This is a genomic window from Erwinia sp. MYb416 (assembly GCF_037479575.1).
GTDB lineage: Bacteria > Pseudomonadota > Gammaproteobacteria > Enterobacterales > Enterobacteriaceae > Erwinia > Erwinia rhapontici.
In genome coordinates this window covers 619789-635282 of sequence record NZ_JBBGYT010000439.1, presented here as the reverse complement: position 1 = coordinate 635282, position 15494 = coordinate 619789, and the positions used below count along the sequence as shown (strand labels likewise).

Annotated in this window: 13 protein-coding genes; 3 read left to right on the top strand and 10 right to left on the bottom strand. The window is 54.3% G+C overall.

Annotated elements, in window-relative coordinates:
• Positions 1–48 precede the first annotated feature (48 nt).
• Together WH277_RS21600 and WH277_RS21595 are read right to left on the bottom strand one after the other, a co-directional pair.
• On the bottom strand, positions 49–1035 hold the full coding sequence (locus WH277_RS21600; protein ID WP_133841349.1) for an autoinducer 2 ABC transporter substrate-binding protein: 987 nt from the start codon (positions 1033–1035) through the stop codon (positions 49–51).
• Between the two features lie 457 nt (positions 1036–1492).
• A complete protein-coding gene (locus WH277_RS21595; RefSeq protein WP_212815540.1) occupies positions 1493–2179 on the bottom strand; it encodes a hypothetical protein in 687 nt (228 codons plus the stop codon).
• 187 nt (positions 2180–2366) lie between these two features.
• Between WH277_RS21595 and WH277_RS21590 the strand changes: the two genes are divergently transcribed.
• Positions 2367–3560, top strand: coding sequence for an MFS transporter (locus WH277_RS21590; RefSeq protein ID WP_339506857.1), 1194 nt, complete (start codon positions 2367–2369; stop codon positions 3558–3560).
• Here WH277_RS21590 and pdxR read toward each other — a convergent pair.
• Positions 3541–4971, bottom strand: coding sequence for a MocR-like pyridoxine biosynthesis transcription factor PdxR (gene pdxR / locus WH277_RS21585; RefSeq protein ID WP_339506855.1), 1431 nt, complete (start codon positions 4969–4971; stop codon positions 3541–3543). The two genes, WH277_RS21590 and pdxR, sit on opposite strands and share 20 nt — an antisense overlap.
• A gap of 89 nt (positions 4972–5060) precedes the next feature.
• Here pdxR and WH277_RS21580 point away from each other — a divergent pair, with 89 nt between their 5' ends.
• On the top strand, positions 5061–5513 hold the full coding sequence (locus WH277_RS21580) for a rhodanese-like domain-containing protein (RefSeq protein ID WP_339506853.1): 453 nt from the start codon (positions 5061–5063) through the stop codon (positions 5511–5513).
• Between the two features lies 1 nt (position 5514).
• Here the strand turns inward: WH277_RS21580 and flk are convergent, their stop codons facing one another.
• From flk to WH277_RS21550, 6 genes are all read right to left on the bottom strand, one after another.
• On the bottom strand, positions 5515–6564 hold the full coding sequence (gene flk / locus WH277_RS21575; protein WP_133841354.1) for a flagella biosynthesis regulator Flk: 1050 nt from the start codon (positions 6562–6564) through the stop codon (positions 5515–5517).
• A 143-nt stretch (positions 6565–6707) separates the two neighbouring features.
• The gene (locus WH277_RS21570) at positions 6708–7742 is read right to left on the bottom strand and encodes a fimbrial protein (protein WP_339506851.1); all 1035 of its coding nucleotides are present in this window, start codon (positions 7740–7742) and stop codon (positions 6708–6710) included.
• Positions 7743–7757: 15 nt separating this feature from the next.
• Positions 7758–10289 (bottom strand): fimbria/pilus outer membrane usher protein, encoded by a 2532-nt coding sequence (locus tag WH277_RS21565; RefSeq protein ID WP_171149090.1) that lies wholly within the window; start codon positions 10287–10289, stop codon positions 7758–7760.
• Between the two features lie 50 nt (positions 10290–10339).
• Complete coding sequence (locus WH277_RS21560) at positions 10340–11092, bottom strand: fimbrial biogenesis chaperone (protein ID WP_167863585.1); 753 nt, start codon at positions 11090–11092, stop codon at positions 10340–10342.
• A 66-nt stretch (positions 11093–11158) separates the two neighbouring features.
• Positions 11159–11686: a fimbrial protein gene (locus tag WH277_RS21555; protein ID WP_133841358.1), complete on the bottom strand. Its 528-nt coding sequence runs from the start codon at positions 11684–11686 to the stop codon at positions 11159–11161.
• 494 nt (positions 11687–12180) lie between these two features.
• Positions 12181–13062: a DMT family transporter gene (locus tag WH277_RS21550; protein WP_133841359.1), complete on the bottom strand. Its 882-nt coding sequence runs from the start codon at positions 13060–13062 to the stop codon at positions 12181–12183.
• Between the two features lie 99 nt (positions 13063–13161).
• Between WH277_RS21550 and WH277_RS21545 the strand changes: the two genes are divergently transcribed.
• Complete coding sequence (locus WH277_RS21545; protein ID WP_159336267.1) at positions 13162–13983, top strand: AraC family transcriptional regulator; 822 nt, start codon at positions 13162–13164, stop codon at positions 13981–13983.
• Here WH277_RS21545 and WH277_RS21540 read toward each other — a convergent pair whose 3' ends face one another.
• Positions 13984–15492, bottom strand: a complete 1509-nt coding sequence (locus tag WH277_RS21540; protein WP_159336268.1) for a tripartite tricarboxylate transporter permease — start codon at positions 15490–15492, stop codon at positions 13984–13986.
• Between the last annotated feature and the right edge of the window lie 2 nt (positions 15493–15494).

Below are 15494 nucleotides of genomic sequence, written 5' to 3'. Positions count from 1 at the left end.
TCAGTACCCTGGAGTGGATAAAGGGCCAGTCAGGCTGGCCCAAAACAATCAGAAGCCGAGGGATTTCGCGTTATCTTTGGTCACTTCCAGAATGCGGTTAAAACGGATCACATGGTGTTCCATATCCACATCGGCTTTACCCAGGCCGTCAATGGTCAGATCCGGCGTAACCTGTTTGCCATCCAGCAGCTGATCGGCAAGGCTCACCAGAGCGAACCCGGCATCTTTTGGATCCCACAACAGGGCTTTCTTGATATCACCCGTTGCCAGGTATGGCGCAGCCTGAGCGGGCATCGCGATACCGACGACGGCGATTTTATTTTTCGCACGTTTGCTTTTCACCGCCTGTCCGGCACCGATAGGGCCAAGCGATCCGAAACCGATAATGCCTTTCAGATCAGGGTAGGTGCGCATCAGATCGAGCGTTGTGGCGTAAGATTTATCGATGCTCTCAGCCACCGGCAGGCGTGAAGTGACTTCATGCATCTCAGGGTATTTTTCTTTCTGATACTTGATGGCGGCATCCGCCCAGGCGTTATGCAGGGGCACGGTCAGCGAACCAACATAGATGGCATAACCGCCTTTGCCGCCCATATTGCTGGCCAGCTCGTCCATATTCTTTTCGGCGTATTTAACACTGTCGATGGTTTCAATATCCCACTGACCAATAGGCTGGTCAGGGGATTCATGCGTCAGCACCACGATGCCCTGATCGCGGGCTTTTTTCAGCACCGGCTCCAGCACTTTAGCGTCGTTCGGCACCACGATAATCGCATCCACTTTCTTGGCAATCAGGTCTTCAATCACTTTCACCTGCTGCGCCGGGTCGGCAGTGGAACCGCCCACCTGATAAGCATTTACATCGAGTTTTTTCGCGGCTTCATCTACGCCAACGGCCATCCGGGTGAACCAGGGGATCCCGGTCACTTTTGCCACCAGGGCGATATCGTGTTTTTCTGCGGCCAGCAGCGGAGTCGCGAACAACATACAGGCAGAGACAACACATGCATTGAGTAACGAGAGGTTAAATTTCATAGCAGTACCTTGTTATCTGATTCGTTGTTTTTGTCAGGTAAGAGGTGGCATTGACCACCGGATCAAGATAGCAAGAAGATTTTGGCGAAGAGTTGAGCGAGATGAAGAAGTGTGATCGGTAACTTTATATGTAAAATTACGAGCATTATTGTGTTAATTATTTGTTTGTTTTGCTGTGGTTGTTGGATTTTTACCACGATAAAGTGTTGTGTATTTGTTAGTTTAATTTTTATTTAACAAATAAATAACATTATGAGTGGTTCATACGACAAAAAGCACAGGGTATGGCGGTCAGATGCTGTTTTCTGCCTGGAAGAATTCACCGAATGCGAGCGATCTCGCGAATTTTCCATCCGGCCGCCTTGCTTTAGCCTGAAAGATGAGGAAGGTGGTGACGTAATTTCCTTACACAGAGGAAAAATAAGGTCAATGAGCCGCCCGCAGGCGGCCCTGAACACTATTTTGTTGTGCTCTTGCGGTAAACACTGTCGAAGCGCACGTTCATCCCGCCGCAGTTGCTGTTATCGCGCACCACCAGATTGCCATTAATCAACAGCATTTCACCGCCGCACTCGTAGTTCTGTGAATCCGGTTTGCCGAACGTCAGACGGTTGCCGTCTACCGTGGCATCATCATCGATTTCACCGATATGCACCACTTGTTCACCGTAGCTGTTGATGCCGCCGTGCCAGTTCGCCGTACCGCTGACGTGCAGTTTTTCGCCGCTGCGTGAAAGCGTGATGGCATCGGACCCTTCCACCGGAAGCCACAGGCCCAGCCAGTCTTCAGGCTTTACCGCGCGTGTCGGGAGGGGGGTCAGGCTGGCCGTGGGGATCCAGCTGGTAAAGTCGCGCTTTTTCGCGAAGTACCAGACGCAGCTCCACCCGGGTTTGGTCTGTGCCACCAGCACCTGATTACCAGGGACCAGATAGGCTTTACGCGCGCAGCTTGCCCCTTTTTCCGGGCAGCCATTATCATCATCATAGAAATGGACGTTACCTGCATCTGCGCTGATCTCTGCCTGGTGATACTCTCCCTGGTAGCTGGGGAAATAGCCGTTACGGCAGCTATCTTCTTCCGCGGCAAAGGCATGGACGCTGGTCAGCAGTGTGGTCAGTGTTAAAGCGAATATCCCTGTTTTCAATGTCTTGTTCCCGCATCGTCAATATTGCCCTGATAATAACTGACTGCGGGCTTCCTCACGAACTTCCTGATGTGATATTGACGATTTGAAATTTTTTAGCCAATCTATGATACTTTGAAAATAAAATTTCACACAAGCCAACTGAGCGGCACAGGCTGTGCTGTAGGTTTTCCAGGAGAAGTTCGCCATGTCAAGTTGCAGTGATGAGAGCCCGAAAGCGGGCACCCATGCTCTTGCACGTATTTCCTTCGCGGTATTTCTCACCTATCTGACGGCAGGCCTCGCGCTGCCGGTGATCCCGCTCTATGTTCACCAGGAGTTGGGGCTGAACAATGTGATGGTGGGGATTGCCGTCGGCATTCAGTTTTTTGCCACGCTGCTGACCCGCGGTTATGCCGGACGGCTGGCCGACCAGCGTGGGGCAAAGCGCTCCACGATGCAGGGTATGATGGCGCTGGCGCTGGTCGGTGTGGCTTATCTGCTGGCGGCGCTGCTGCCGCTGCCGATCATGGGTAAATTTGCCCTGCTAGTGGCGGGCAGGCTGTTGCTGGGCTTTGGTGAAAGCCAGCTGCTGACCGGTAATTTGACCTGGGGAATGGGGCTGGTCGGGCCGAAACGCGGTGGCCAGGTGATGTCGTGGAACGGCATGGCGATTTATGGATCGCTGGCCGCCGGGGCGCCACTGGGCTTGTGGTTACACAGTCAGTGGGGATTTATGGCGCTGGGCGTGGCAACGATCCTGCTGCCGCTGGTGGCGCTATTGTTCAATACCGGCGTACGCCCTGTACCGATCCACGGCGGCGAGCGTCCCTCGCTGTGGAAGGTGGTGGGGCAGATTACTCAGCCGGGCCTGGCGCTGGCGTTACAGGGCACCGGGTTTGCGGTGATCGGCACCTTTACCTCGCTCTACTTTGCCGATCAGCAATGGGGCAATGCCGGGTTTGCGCTGACCGCGTTTGGGCTGGCATTTGTGCTGGTGCGCGTACTGTTCGGCGGGCTGCCGGACCGGCTCGGAGGCACGCGCGTGGCGCTGATCTCGCTGGGGGTGGAAGCCTGCGGGCTGCTGCTGCTTGGGTTGGCGCCGAATGGCTGGGTGGCGCTGGCGGGAGCGGCGTTGACCGGCTGCGGCTGTTCGCTGGTGTTCCCGGCGCTGGGCGTTGAGGTGCTGAAGCGGGTAGCCCCGCAGGTGCGTGGCACGGCGCTTGGCGGCTTCTCGGCGTTTCAGGATATCGCTTATGGGGCCAGCGGCCCGCTTACTGGCATCCTGGCGACCTCGCTGGGCTACGGTTCGGTGTTTGTCGCCGGATCGATCTGTGCGCTGGCGGGGATTGCCGTGACCTTCAGCTTCTCGCGCACTGCCGTCAGTAGCTCAGACGGCTGAGTTTTAATACCGCCTGCACAATCTCTGCGGGTTGTAGTGCTGAAAATCCCAGCAGCCAGCCTTCCCGTGCAGGTTGCTGCTGATACAACGGTGACAGACGCGGTAACAGCAGCCCGCTCTGCACTGCCTGCTGCGTCAGTCGTTGTTCACCGCCGGATGTCAGGTGCACCGTCAACTGTAAGCCGCCCTGCTGGGGAAACAGTGTGAGTCGATCCGCCAGCTTCTCGTTTAATTCCTCGATCAGCCGTTGACGGCGGCTGGCATAGAGCTGGCGCATCAGGCGCAGGTGGGCAGCGAAATGACCGTGCTGGATAAAATCCGCCGTCACCGCCTGCATCAACTGGGCGCTGTGGCCATCCATCACGCTGCGCAGCCGCCGCAGCGGCTCAATCAGTGCATCGGGCACCACCAGATACGCCAATCGCAGCGAGGGAAACAGCACTTTGGAAAAAGTGCCGAGATACAACACCCTTGCGCTATCCTCCAGCCCCTGCAATGCCGGTAGCGGGCGTCCGTCATAATGAAATTCACTGTCATAGTCATCTTCAATCAGCCAGCGTTGATGGCGGCGTGCCCACGCCAGCCATGCCAGCCGTCGCTGACCGCTCATCGTCACGCCGGTCGGATACTGGTGGGCAGGTGTCAGGTAGACCAGCCGTGGGGCTGGCCCGTCGGGCGGGATAGCTCCCTGTTCGTCGGTGGCGATGCTGGTGAGCTGCGCCCCGGCATAGCGGAAAGCGTGCCAGGCACCCGGGTAACCCGGATCTTCCATCCCGACCGGATCACCGGCATCGCACAGCAGCAGAGCGATCATTTGCAGCGCCTGCTGAGAGCTGGTGAGGATCATCACCTGGTCGGCCGAACAGCGCACGCCGCGCGACTGCCCCAGGTAATGCGCCACCGCCTGGCGCAGATCGGGCAGACCAAGCGGATCGCCATATTGCATCAGGGAAGTGCTCTCTGAGCGCAGGCGCTGCTGGGTCAGGCGCCGCCACAGCACCTGTGGGAAAGCGCGCAAGTCCGGCGAACCGGCGGCAAAAGCACGGGGAAACAGTGGATCGTCACAGCCGCCTCCCGCCACCATTTTCCCCCCGCGTGCTGAGAGTTGTGGCGCCGCAGAAGCGGGGCGGTGGCGGTTTTGCGATACGGTGGGGCTGATGGCAACAAACGTGCCGCGCCCGCTTTTACGTGAGAGATATCCCTCGCTTTCCAGCTGGCTGTAAGCGGCCTCAACGGTAACGCGAGACAGTGAGAGATCGCTGGCGAGCAGGCGGGAAGAGGGCAGGCGAGACCCTGCGGGTAACGTTGCGCTGGCAATCGCCTCCCGTAACATGGCACACACTTTTTCCCGCAGGGTGGACCCATTCTGGCGGGAAAAAAGAGCGGCAAAGGGAGCGGGAGTGGGGTTCATTGTGGTCTTATCATTGTCTCAGAATGGGTCTTATGATTAAGACCCATCCATTCTATGATGGCAACATTAATAATGAACGGGAGTGCATCATGAGTTCGTTTTCAGCGGTTTTACAATTTCCTCCGGCGGCATCTGAGCAGAGTGAGGCGCTGCTGCGCCAGAAGCTGGCACTCTATGCTGATGCCTGGGATGTGGCGCAGGATCTGGCACACGGCGTGCCGGAGATTGTGGTGATTGATACGCGCTCAGAGCAGCAGTATCACGCCGGGCATATCTGCGGTGCCGTCAGCTTCCCTCATCGTTTCATGAATGCCGATACGCTGGCGGAATGGGACCGTGAGAAAGTGTATATCACTTACTGTGACGGCATTGGCTGTAACGGATCAACAAAAGGCGCATGGAAGCTGGCGGCGGCGGGCTTCAGGGTGAAGGAGTTGATTGGTGGGCTGGATTTCTGGCGGCGCGATAACCATCCGGTAACGGAAGGCGATCGGCCGGGCAGTTGGCCTGAAATGACAACACTGCCCGACTGCGGTTGCTAAGTTAAAGCAGTATCCAGAGTACCAGCACCACAACAAACAGGATGGCAAAAGCGGCAAACACCGGACGATTAGCCAGGGGTTGCAGCACAGGTGGAAGTGCACCCCACAATGGCACGGTGATCGGGCGTGGGTTGAGTTCGTTGTCGGCCAACTGCTGTTCTTGCAGGCGCTCTGCACGGCGGCTGAACAGTTGGTTCAGCAGATCCTGCGTCTGGGTTGGCGTCAGCAGCGTTTGCGGTGCGGCGTTAAAGCGCTGCTGGCTGTAATCCTCCAGCATCCGCTGTTCACCGGCATCCGGCGGCTGTTTTAGCGTGGCGGTCAGCTGTATCAGCGTAGGGGCAGTATGCTGGCTCAGGGTCTGGCTGGCCTGCAAATACTGGTTCATCAGCGGGAAGAAACGCGATGGGATCGGGTCGCCGCTGTGCAGGTTCACCACTTTCAGCAGCGAGGTCCACAGCTTGGCCGGCTGTTCCCCGGTCGCGGCGGCAAGACGTGAGATCTGCTGATTCAGCGTCTGATGCTCTGCCGGAAGCAGAGAGCGGTCGGTAACACGGTTTTGCTGTGGCTGGGGAATGGCCATCTGACCATTTTGCAACATCGTCAGCACCTGATGAAGCTGGTCAGGATTCAACGAGCTGAGCACGGTATGACCAAACTGCTGACGAATGAAATCGCTGACCGCCTGGCGGTTATTGCCGGTCGGTAACAGGTCTGTCAGTTGTTGCAGAAGCTGACGTGTGGCGTGGGTGTTTTGTACCTGCGACAGACGGGTATTAAGAAACTGTTCCGCAGGCGGAAAATGGCGTGCCTGAAGACCTGCATCGTTTTTAACCCCCACTTCATGACGTAACCCGGCCCAAAGCTCGGCAGATTTCAGCGAACTGAGCGACATAATCTTGACGATCAGGCGCTCCAGCGTGGTGCGCTGCGCGGGTGTCAGAGGCTGTTCGCCCGTTCCCGTACTGGTGCCCGGGCGTGTTGCGCCGGTTCGGGCATCGATCGTCGGGCGATCGCCGGGTAACGGCGCACCGGGGCCGCTTATAGGTTGCATGGCGAAGTCCTTCAGTCAGAGTCAACGTCCGGGGGGCGCCGGAACAGAATGGTCATCCACTATGATAACAATCCCGTCCGGTGATAGGTAGAGGAACGGGGAACAATCCCGATGCTTTCCCCCTTTTTTTTCATGGTGGCGGGTTAAAGGTAGTTGAGGGTCCAGGTCAGGGTGCTATTAGCCTTACCGGGGGTGATGCGTTCCGCCGTCTGGTAATAGCGTGCCAGGAAGGAGACGGTGAGGGTGCGATCGGCCAGCGGATAGCGGGCGATTTGCCAGCGCTGGCCGATATTCACCGGCGTGCCGTTGTCAGTATGTAAGATTTGCAGTGCTACCCCAGTGGCGCTGTTCGCCTCATCACTGAGGGCAATCAAACTGGGATTGACCGTACCGGTGGGGGCCGTGCCATCAAGTTGCATTAGCACAGTGAAGTTACCGGACACATCCGTGTCGCAGAGAAAATGAAGTGAGAAAGGTTTACCTGCATTTGTCGATCCGATGCCGGATCCCAGCCCCTGTTCGCGCCGTGTTCTGACCTGACCTAGTGGGACATTAAATGAGGCAAGTCCCTGAATCTGGCAGCTCTGGGCGATAAACGTCAGGCCGGTAGTGGCATCCAGCATCATAAACTTTGCATTTTTTATTCCGGTTTCCGATCCCACCTCGAAAAGGGCAATACGTGAAGGGATCGGGGTGACCTGCTCCGGGCGTTCAGGTGTCTTTGCCGTTTTGACGATATCAACGGTGACATTGAGAGAAAAGTGCTGCCAGGTACGGGACGGCAGGCTGGCGGCAGCATTATGGTTATCAATCATGATCCCGGAACTGACAACGCTGTATTCGCTGCCACGGTTGCCGTTAACCGTGGTGAACAGGGTTAAGCCATTGCCCAGTGTTTGCATGCTGGTGCGGCGAATCAAAAAAGCCATTTCGGCTTCCTGCTGAAGAGGATCGCTGATGCTGCACCAGACATCGAGGGTGTAACTTTGGTTGAAAACCGTCTTGCCAATTGGCAGGGAGGAGGAGAGTTTGATGTTGTTGCTGCCGTTGAACAGTACCAGCGGGAAAGCCTTATTGGTGGCGGCAGCAAATTTAAGCGACCCGGCCTGAGCATTCAGGCTGAAAAATGACAGCGCGACAAGGGTGGTTGATATCAATAAAATCAGACGGTTATTCATTTTATACGCTCATCATCAATGGGCAGAAAGGGGTAAGCAGGGTTGACTAAAACGCTCAAAACCGTTTTGCAGAGTGGCGTGAGGGCTAAGCTGCAGCGATAGCGAACACAGGCTGGTATCGCCTGATTTAATTTGCAGGTGTGAGCGCCCTGGGGGCAGGCGAACGTAAATCAGATCGCCCTGCGCGACCAGCCCAAGGTGATTACCCTGTTCATCCTGCACGACTGCGCCAAAGGGCAGGCTCTTTCCATCGGGCAGCGTTGAATGAATCAATACAGCTCGCCCGCGTGACGTGGCAAAATTGACTTTGACCAGCGCACCGGTATGAGGCGCGGTCTGCTGACGGGTACTTTTCAGTTCAATATCGGTGGGCAGCCCTTGTGGATCGAGCGTGATTTCATTCAGTCGATAGGGACGCAGATAAGGCACCAGCGCGCGTCCCTGTGGGTTCAGCGTCAGCCCGGAATGGCCTTCGACCCTGGCGCCGTAGGCGTTAGGTGCATCGACCAGTGCCATGGTTTCACTGTACCAGGGGCTGGTCACCACGCCATCAGGTAATGCCACTAACGCACCACTCAGCCCACCGGACCATGACTGGCTGTGCCTGCCTTGTTCCACACTTCCCTGAACGGAGGTGTAACGCGTGTGCCAGTTCGCCGCCAGATTCGCGCTGGCGCGTTGCTGGCTGTCATGACGCAGACCCAGGGCGTAATCAAACTGCTGTTCGGCACCCAATGTGCTGTTGATACTCGCCTGGCTGGACATTCCTTCCGCATCGTGGCTCACATTCATATTCAAATAGGTATGGCGCGCACTGCCACCCAGTGGGACTGACAGACCCAGCGTGTATTGCGTCTCTTCGCCATCACGTCCATTGACCCGGTTAACGGAAAGGGACCAGCTCAGGGAACCAAAAGTATTACTGTAACCAGCCTGTAGTTGATTGTTGGTGCTCCGGCTCCCCCAGTAACTCTGCCGAATAGCGGTCAGATAAAGCTGTCCCCATTTGCCGGGAAATCCTTGTGCCAGACTGGCGGATAAGCGGCTGCGAGGGGACAGGAATGCAGAGTTATACGAACCGGGAGAAGGGTGCCGGGCATAATCAATGGCAGACATGGCATCATTCAGACCGAGATAGCCTGGAGAGGAAAATCGCCATGCGCTCAATGACATCGTGCTGCTGCTGGCATTGAACCCTTTACTGTAGGTGGCGCGATAGCTCTGCCCTGAAAGATGACGATCCTGAGTGTCGGTCTGTGCCTGTGTGACATCCAGTGCCAGCGCACCCCATGAGCTGCCTATGGCCCCGCCCAGCAGGAAAGCATGGTAATCACGTGTCGTTAATACGCCGCCGTAGCCCGTCAGCAGATTATTGATGCCCCGTTGTAACGTGAGCTGTGCGACGGCGTCCTGCTTTGACAGGTTCATGTTACGTAAGGTGCCTGCAGTCAGGCTGTACTTTGTTAGCCCGGGGCGAACCAGCTGTGGAACCGCAGCATAGGGCACCATAAATTGGCTCTCACGGCCATCGGACTCGCGAATGGTCACGGTCAGATCGCCGCCGTACCCGGTGGGATAAAGGTCATCAATGCTGAAGGGGCCGGGAGAGACGGTGGTTTCGTACAGCAGCACGTTATTTTGCCGCACGCTGATACGCGCATTGGTTTCGGCCACACCCCGGATCATCGGGGCATAGCCACGCCTGGAATCTGGCAGCATATTATCGTCGCTGTAGAGCAAGACGCCGCGTAGAGAAAAACTGTCGAACAGATGACCACTGGTATCCGTATCGCCGATGATAATGCGCGATCTCAGCGCACTAATGCCATGTTCCATGTAATTACGCAAACTCTGATAGTGGGTTCCGCTGTTATTCTGCCAGTTCATTGAGCCACGGTGGCGAAACATAAATCCCCATAAATTCAGGCCAATATTGTCTCCGTTGTAGAATGAGCGATATGCGTTATCATCCTGTTTTGATTGATAATAATTCGCGTTGTACCCGAGGATTAGCGCGTTCACGCCGCCATCCCACTGCGCGGGGTCAACTTCATTTTGGGCGCGCTGCATCAGCAGTACCTGAGGGACAGTAACGATCATCTGCAATGTGGAAACATCAATGTAACCCTGGCCACTGGGAACCCAGTAATCCAGACTGCGGCAGTGGTCGGCATCATCCAGCTCTGCCATTTTTTTGCTATCAATCTCTCCGGGTTTAAGGGGGAGCAAATTGATCAGCGAGCGGGTAGTACAAATAACCGACTCTTCATGGTTTTTTTTGACCTGCAGACGTGTATAGCCAACATATTTATTATTCAGCATCACCCCGACATCATAAGCGCCGGGAGGAAGAGCATGGCGGTGGTTGAACTGGGTGACATCGATTTTTTTATCCGATGGGTGGCGTAACAGGTTGATATCAAAGCTGGCATATCCCTCAGCAGGGGCAGCGAAGGCACTCCGCTGGATATCCCATCCCATCACTCCTGCCAGCAATACGCCAGATACTGAATAACAGAAAAAATGAATGCGCCTTGTCCTGGGCATCTTAGCTCTCCCTGTGAGATCTCATCTCATTCGTGACTCTTTTATCTGGCTTACTGTGTATTTTTGACCGTAGTGATACTGCCGTAGTCATTAATGACTTCATAACGTAGGGCGGCATTTTCAATTTTTTCTGGAAGCGCAGTAAACCTGAACTCAGCGGAGCTTTTTGGCGCAATCATTTCGCCATTCAGGCTTTTGATCTCCTTACGACGCGTTTCAATTTTTACATTGGAGACATTAATAAAGTACGCAGAGGGGTTATTTACCCGTAACACCGTACCTGGCGCGGAAGTGGAGCGTTGCCACTGTAAATCGTGGAATGCCTGATTCGCGCCATTGGCATTCAGGGCGGGCGGTCGGAAGAAAATTTTCAGGCGACTGCGGATCGCCATTTGCAATATATCGGCGTTGATGGCGGTTGCACTTTTTGGCGGAATATCCAAAATATTTAACCAAAAGATAGATTCTTTATCCTGAGGCAACGCTGTGCCTGTCCAGGTGATCCTCAGCGTTTGCCCGCTGTTCGGTTCAATACGGACAATCGGCGGTGTGAGGACAAAAGGAACGGATATTTTGTCTAAAGCAGCATTTTCATCACCATTGTCAATCCAGGACTGAACCAGCGCAGGCTTATCACTATCATTACTCAAATGAATATTCACTTCATTTTTTTGTTGTGGATAGATAACACGTGTTCCATTAATAATAACATTGGCGTTAGCCTGCTGAGAAAGGAGTGAGGCAACAAGATAAAAAGGCAGGCATTTCCAGGCTGACAGGGACATATTGCTTACAACAGACATGATGGTGGCTCGGCTTGTCAGTAAACATAAAAGTGCAAGAATTGCTTCTTGCACTGGGAGAAAAAATTAGAAATAGCTTAACGAGTAATTAACGACTGTACTGACATCACCAGCTTCCACTTTATCCGTAGCGTAATAACGTGCGAAATAATTGAGAGTCGCTAAATCGTCGACTATTTTGAATGAAGGGCCGCTGGCCTGTGAGCCATCGCCTAACTTGATCGGCTTACGGTTGTTGTCCATTAGCTGGACCTGAACATTCGCCGCAGAGCCTTTATTTTTCAGGTTACCTGTCATGCTGTCTGTTTCAGTGCTGTCAAAGAGAGCACGAACATTTTCTGTTGGGTTCTGGCAGTTGGTTAACGTCAGGATCACAGGCTGTTCATTAGCAACTTCACCTGCTTTGGCAAGTGCGGAGGCCGAAATAGGTTCAAATACGATGGTCGTACTGCTGTTACGGCCATTGACGCTAACGTTGCACGTCGTATTTGATATATCTCCTGTGAACGTGATCGTGCCGTTTGCCGCCATGACTGCCGGGACAGGGAGGGCCAGAGCAGCGATCATCGAGGTTGCCAGTAGTCTTTTTTTCATCTGTATATCCTTATTGAGTAACGTGGTTGATTCCTGAAGCACAAGGGTTATTACAGGGAAACCCTTGCTTGGGTATTCCCGTTAAAAAAAACGGGGGTGTTTAATTGCATGAAAAGCAACTAAATAAGGTTTTGGTGTGAAATAAAAAGGATAAAAACCACCTGGCAGAATATGGCTTTTTGAGCGATGTCACTGGTTTCAGATGATGTACTTTCGTTAGAATAAAAGCAGGCACATTGTTTACCTTGTTAATGATTCACGTCATTGTGTTTTTGTTTTTTTCATGTGAAGAAGAGTAGCTTGTGGTAGAAATTGGTAAATAGTAAATAAGCCAAAATAATATCAGAGGGTTTTAAATTTAATCTTAGGTGTGTTTTTTTTAATGAAAATTAAAGGGGGGAGGTGGGGCGTATTTTATTATTAGAATGATCTTAGCAGCTGAAAGTGCAACTGCTAAGGAGAAGGGCGTGACAACATCGGCGGTTTGAGAGTGATTACTTTCTTCTGGTCATCAAGGGCTTGCGGAGATTTTGGGCGAGAACAACGCCAGCGAGTGTGATACCTCCACCGATGAAATGATAACTGTGCAGTGACTCATTCAGAAAGGTCACGGCAATAATTGCAGTAAAAATCGGAGCCAGATTCATAAAAATACTGGCCGTGCTGGCTCCCATACGCATTACGCCCTGTACCCATAGGAAAGGCGCCACGATCGAAGCAGGGATGGCAGCAAACAAAATGAGCGGAATATTGTGCGTGTTAAGTGATACATCGGGTGCCCGCAGGAAGTTAGGTGTCAGTAGCAAGACGCCAAAAAAGATCTGCATCCACAGGCTTTGCCAGTTCGGCAAAGGAATTGCCCAGCGTTTGGTCAGTACGCCGTACAGCGCATAAGAGGCGGATGCGGCAAACATCATTATCTCACCTTTGCCTAATCCGTGTGATAACAGCTGCGCTGGATTACCTTCGCTGACCAGCCACACCAGCCCGGAAAAGGAGAGCAGGCTGCCCAGCAGTATGCCCTGCGTCGGGGCCAGTCGTATTATCACCACGCTGAACAACACGGTCAGTAAGGGGATCAGTGCATTAAGAATGCCCATAAACAGTGCGCTGACGCTGTGTGCAGCGTAATACGCCAGGCTTTGATACAGCACCATACCGAGCAGGCCAAGCACCAGCAGTTTCCACCATGATTGCTTGATCTGCTGGCGATTGCGCCAGACGCCAGGCAGGGCAAAAGGTGCCAGAATCAGCAGGGCCAGCAGCCAGCGATAGAAGGAGATCGCAGCAGGATCGATCGCTGCGGCCGACATTTTGCTGACAATCGCGTTGATCGACCAGATCAGCACGGCCAGCAGGGGAAACAGAAAACTCATCAGTATGCTCTTAAGGTTAGCGTGAGAGCTTTAGTGTAAACTTGTCCTGTTTAATACAGATAACGATAATAAGACAAATGCACGCCGGAACCGGACAAGATGATCCAGCAACTGACGTACCAGGCTCCTAAGGATGCCGAACGGCTTCCCCTCTTTTTCCGCTATGAACTGGCCAATGCCCGTACAGAGTATCTGCCGCATCAGCATCCCTGGGGGCAGGTGATTTTTGTGAAATGTAATGTGCTGGAGATGCAAGTAGAGGGAGAGCGCCTGCTGACGCCGCCCAATTTGCCGATCTGGGTACCGCCTGGCCATCAGCACGCCTGTTACAACCATAAAGCAGCCTATTTTCGCACGCTTAATATTGCAGCGGATGCATGCCAGGGGTTTCCCGAGCGTGCCTGCCTGCTGCGCGTCAGTCCGGTGGTGCATGCGATTATCGAAGAGTGCGCCGCGCGCGAGCTGCTGGTGCCACAGACGACGCAGGATCTTCGCCTCTGTGAAGTATTGATCGATCAGCTACGGGTAGCAGAGAGTCAGCAAAGCTATCTGCCTTCCACCCAGGATAAGACCCTCGCGCCGGTACTTCAGGCGCTGGAGCAGAATCCGGCCGATAACACCACGCTGGCTCAGTGGGCGCAGCGGGTCTACACCACCGAGCGCACTCTCTCACGGCGCTGCCAGGCACTGCTGGGCATATCCTTCAGCGAGTGGCGGCAGCGTCTGCGGTTTTTGCATGCGGTTTCACTGCTGGAACGGGGAAAAAGCGTGCAGGATGTGGCGCTGGATTTAGGGTACAGCTCGGCTTCCGCGCTGATCGTGATGTTTCAGCAACAGTCGGGCACAACACCGGAGCGCTACCGTAACCGCAGCACAATGTCATTGACACCGGATGACCCTGCTCGGGTCATCCGGTGGTGACTACAGTTCACTGCGCGCGATCAGGCGCTTACGTCGCCACCTTTTCCAGACAGGCGGCACCACCAGCACGCTAATCGCCAGTACCAGCAGCAGCTTGCAGATCAGGCTCTCCCACAGGATGGGCAGATTACCATTGCTGATCGACAGCGCGCGTCGCAGGTTCTGCTCCAGCATGCCGCCGAGCACAAAGCCGAGGATCAGCGGCGACATCGGGAAATCCATCTTGCGTAAGATATATCCGAATACCCCCAGACCTACCATCAGCAGCAGGTCAAAGGTCGTGCTGTGTACGGCATAAACCCCGACTGCCGAGATTGACGCAATCGCCGGCACCAGGAACCACAGGGGAATGGTCAGCATGCGGGCGAAGATATTGATCATCGGGATATTCATGATCAGCAGCATCACGTTGCCGATCAGCAGAGCTGCAATCAGCCCCCATACGATATCTGGCTGTTCAGTAAACATCGCCGGGCCGGGGGTGATGTTATACAGTGTGAGCGCGCCAACCATCACAGCCGTTGTCCCCGAGCCGGGAATACCCAGTGTCAGCATGGGAATAAATGAACCGCAGGCAGACGCGTTGTTAGCGGCTTCTGGTGCCGCTACGCCACGGATATCTCCTTTGCCGAAGGTTTCGGCTCCGCTTATTTTCTTTTCACTCATATAGGCGATGGCGCTGGCAATCGTCGCCCCGGCACCGGGTAATACACCAACAAAAAAGCCGATCAGGGAAGAACGTAGGGTTGCACCGGTACACTGTGCAGCTTCTTTCATATTAAATAGCATTCGTCCGCTGGCACGTACGACTTTCTGCCCGCTTCTGGTGGACTCCAGCATCAGCAGGATCTCGCTGACTGAGAACAGGCCAATCACCACCACCACGAACTGAATGCCATCGGAAAGGTGAACACTGTCGAAGGTGAAACGGTAAACGCCGGTATTGGCATCAACACCTACCGTGGCCATGCTTAAGCCAATCAGTGCTGAGAGGAAGGATTTCAAAGGATTCTGACTCATCATGCTGCCAAGGCAGGCAATGGCGAACACCATCAGCGCGAAGTACTCCGCCGGGCCAAACGCCAACGACCAGTTAGCGAGAATGGGAGCAAACAGAATGATGCCGACGATGGCGATGGTAGAACCAATAAAGGAACTGACCGCCGAGATCGACAATGCCACACCAGCGCGTCCCTGTTGCGCCATTGGATAGCCGTCTAGTGCCGTCATAATGGCCCCGGCATCGCCCGGCACATTAAGCAGAATTGACGAAATGCGCCCGCCGTACTCACAACCGATATAGACGGTCGCGAGCAGGATAAGCGCTGACTCAGCCGGAAGATGCAGGGCAAAAGCCAGCGGCATCAGAATGGCTACGCCGTTGATTGGGCCTAAGCCGGGTAATAGACCGACTATCGTTCCAATGAAGCAGCCAATTAAGGCGATTAGCAGATTCTCTGGCGTCATGGCGACGGCAAATCCCTGCATCAGAAAGGACCATGTTTCCATTA

Coding starts and splice junctions, on each gene's coding strand:
- WH277_RS21565 (WP_171149090.1), bottom strand. CDS start 10,289: ATGCCCAGGACAAGGCGCATTCATTTTTTCTGTTATTCAGTATCTGGC.
- WH277_RS21555 (WP_133841358.1), bottom strand. CDS start 11,686: ATGAAAAAAAGACTACTGGCAACCTCGATGATCGCTGCTCTGGCCCTC.
- WH277_RS21600 (WP_133841349.1), bottom strand. CDS start 1,035: ATGAAATTTAACCTCTCGTTACTCAATGCATGTGTTGTCTCTGCCTGT.
- WH277_RS21590 (WP_339506857.1), top strand. CDS start 2,367: ATGTCAAGTTGCAGTGATGAGAGCCCGAAAGCGGGCACCCATGCTCTT.
- pdxR (WP_339506855.1), bottom strand. CDS start 4,971: ATGAACCCCACTCCCGCTCCCTTTGCCGCTCTTTTTTCCCGCCAGAAT.
- WH277_RS21540 (WP_159336268.1), bottom strand. CDS start 15,492: ATGGAAACATGGTCCTTTCTGATGCAGGGATTTGCCGTCGCCATGACG.
- flk (WP_133841354.1), bottom strand. CDS start 6,564: ATGCAACCTATAAGCGGCCCCGGTGCGCCGTTACCCGGCGATCGCCCG.
- WH277_RS21550 (WP_133841359.1), bottom strand. CDS start 13,062: ATGAGTTTTCTGTTTCCCCTGCTGGCCGTGCTGATCTGGTCGATCAAC.
- WH277_RS21580 (WP_339506853.1), top strand. CDS start 5,061: ATGAGTTCGTTTTCAGCGGTTTTACAATTTCCTCCGGCGGCATCTGAG.
- WH277_RS21570 (WP_339506851.1), bottom strand. CDS start 7,742: ATGAATAACCGTCTGATTTTATTGATATCAACCACCCTTGTCGCGCTG.
- WH277_RS21560 (WP_167863585.1), bottom strand. CDS start 11,092: ATGTCTGTTGTAAGCAATATGTCCCTGTCAGCCTGGAAATGCCTGCCT.
- WH277_RS21545 (WP_159336267.1), top strand. CDS start 13,162: ATGATCCAGCAACTGACGTACCAGGCTCCTAAGGATGCCGAACGGCTT.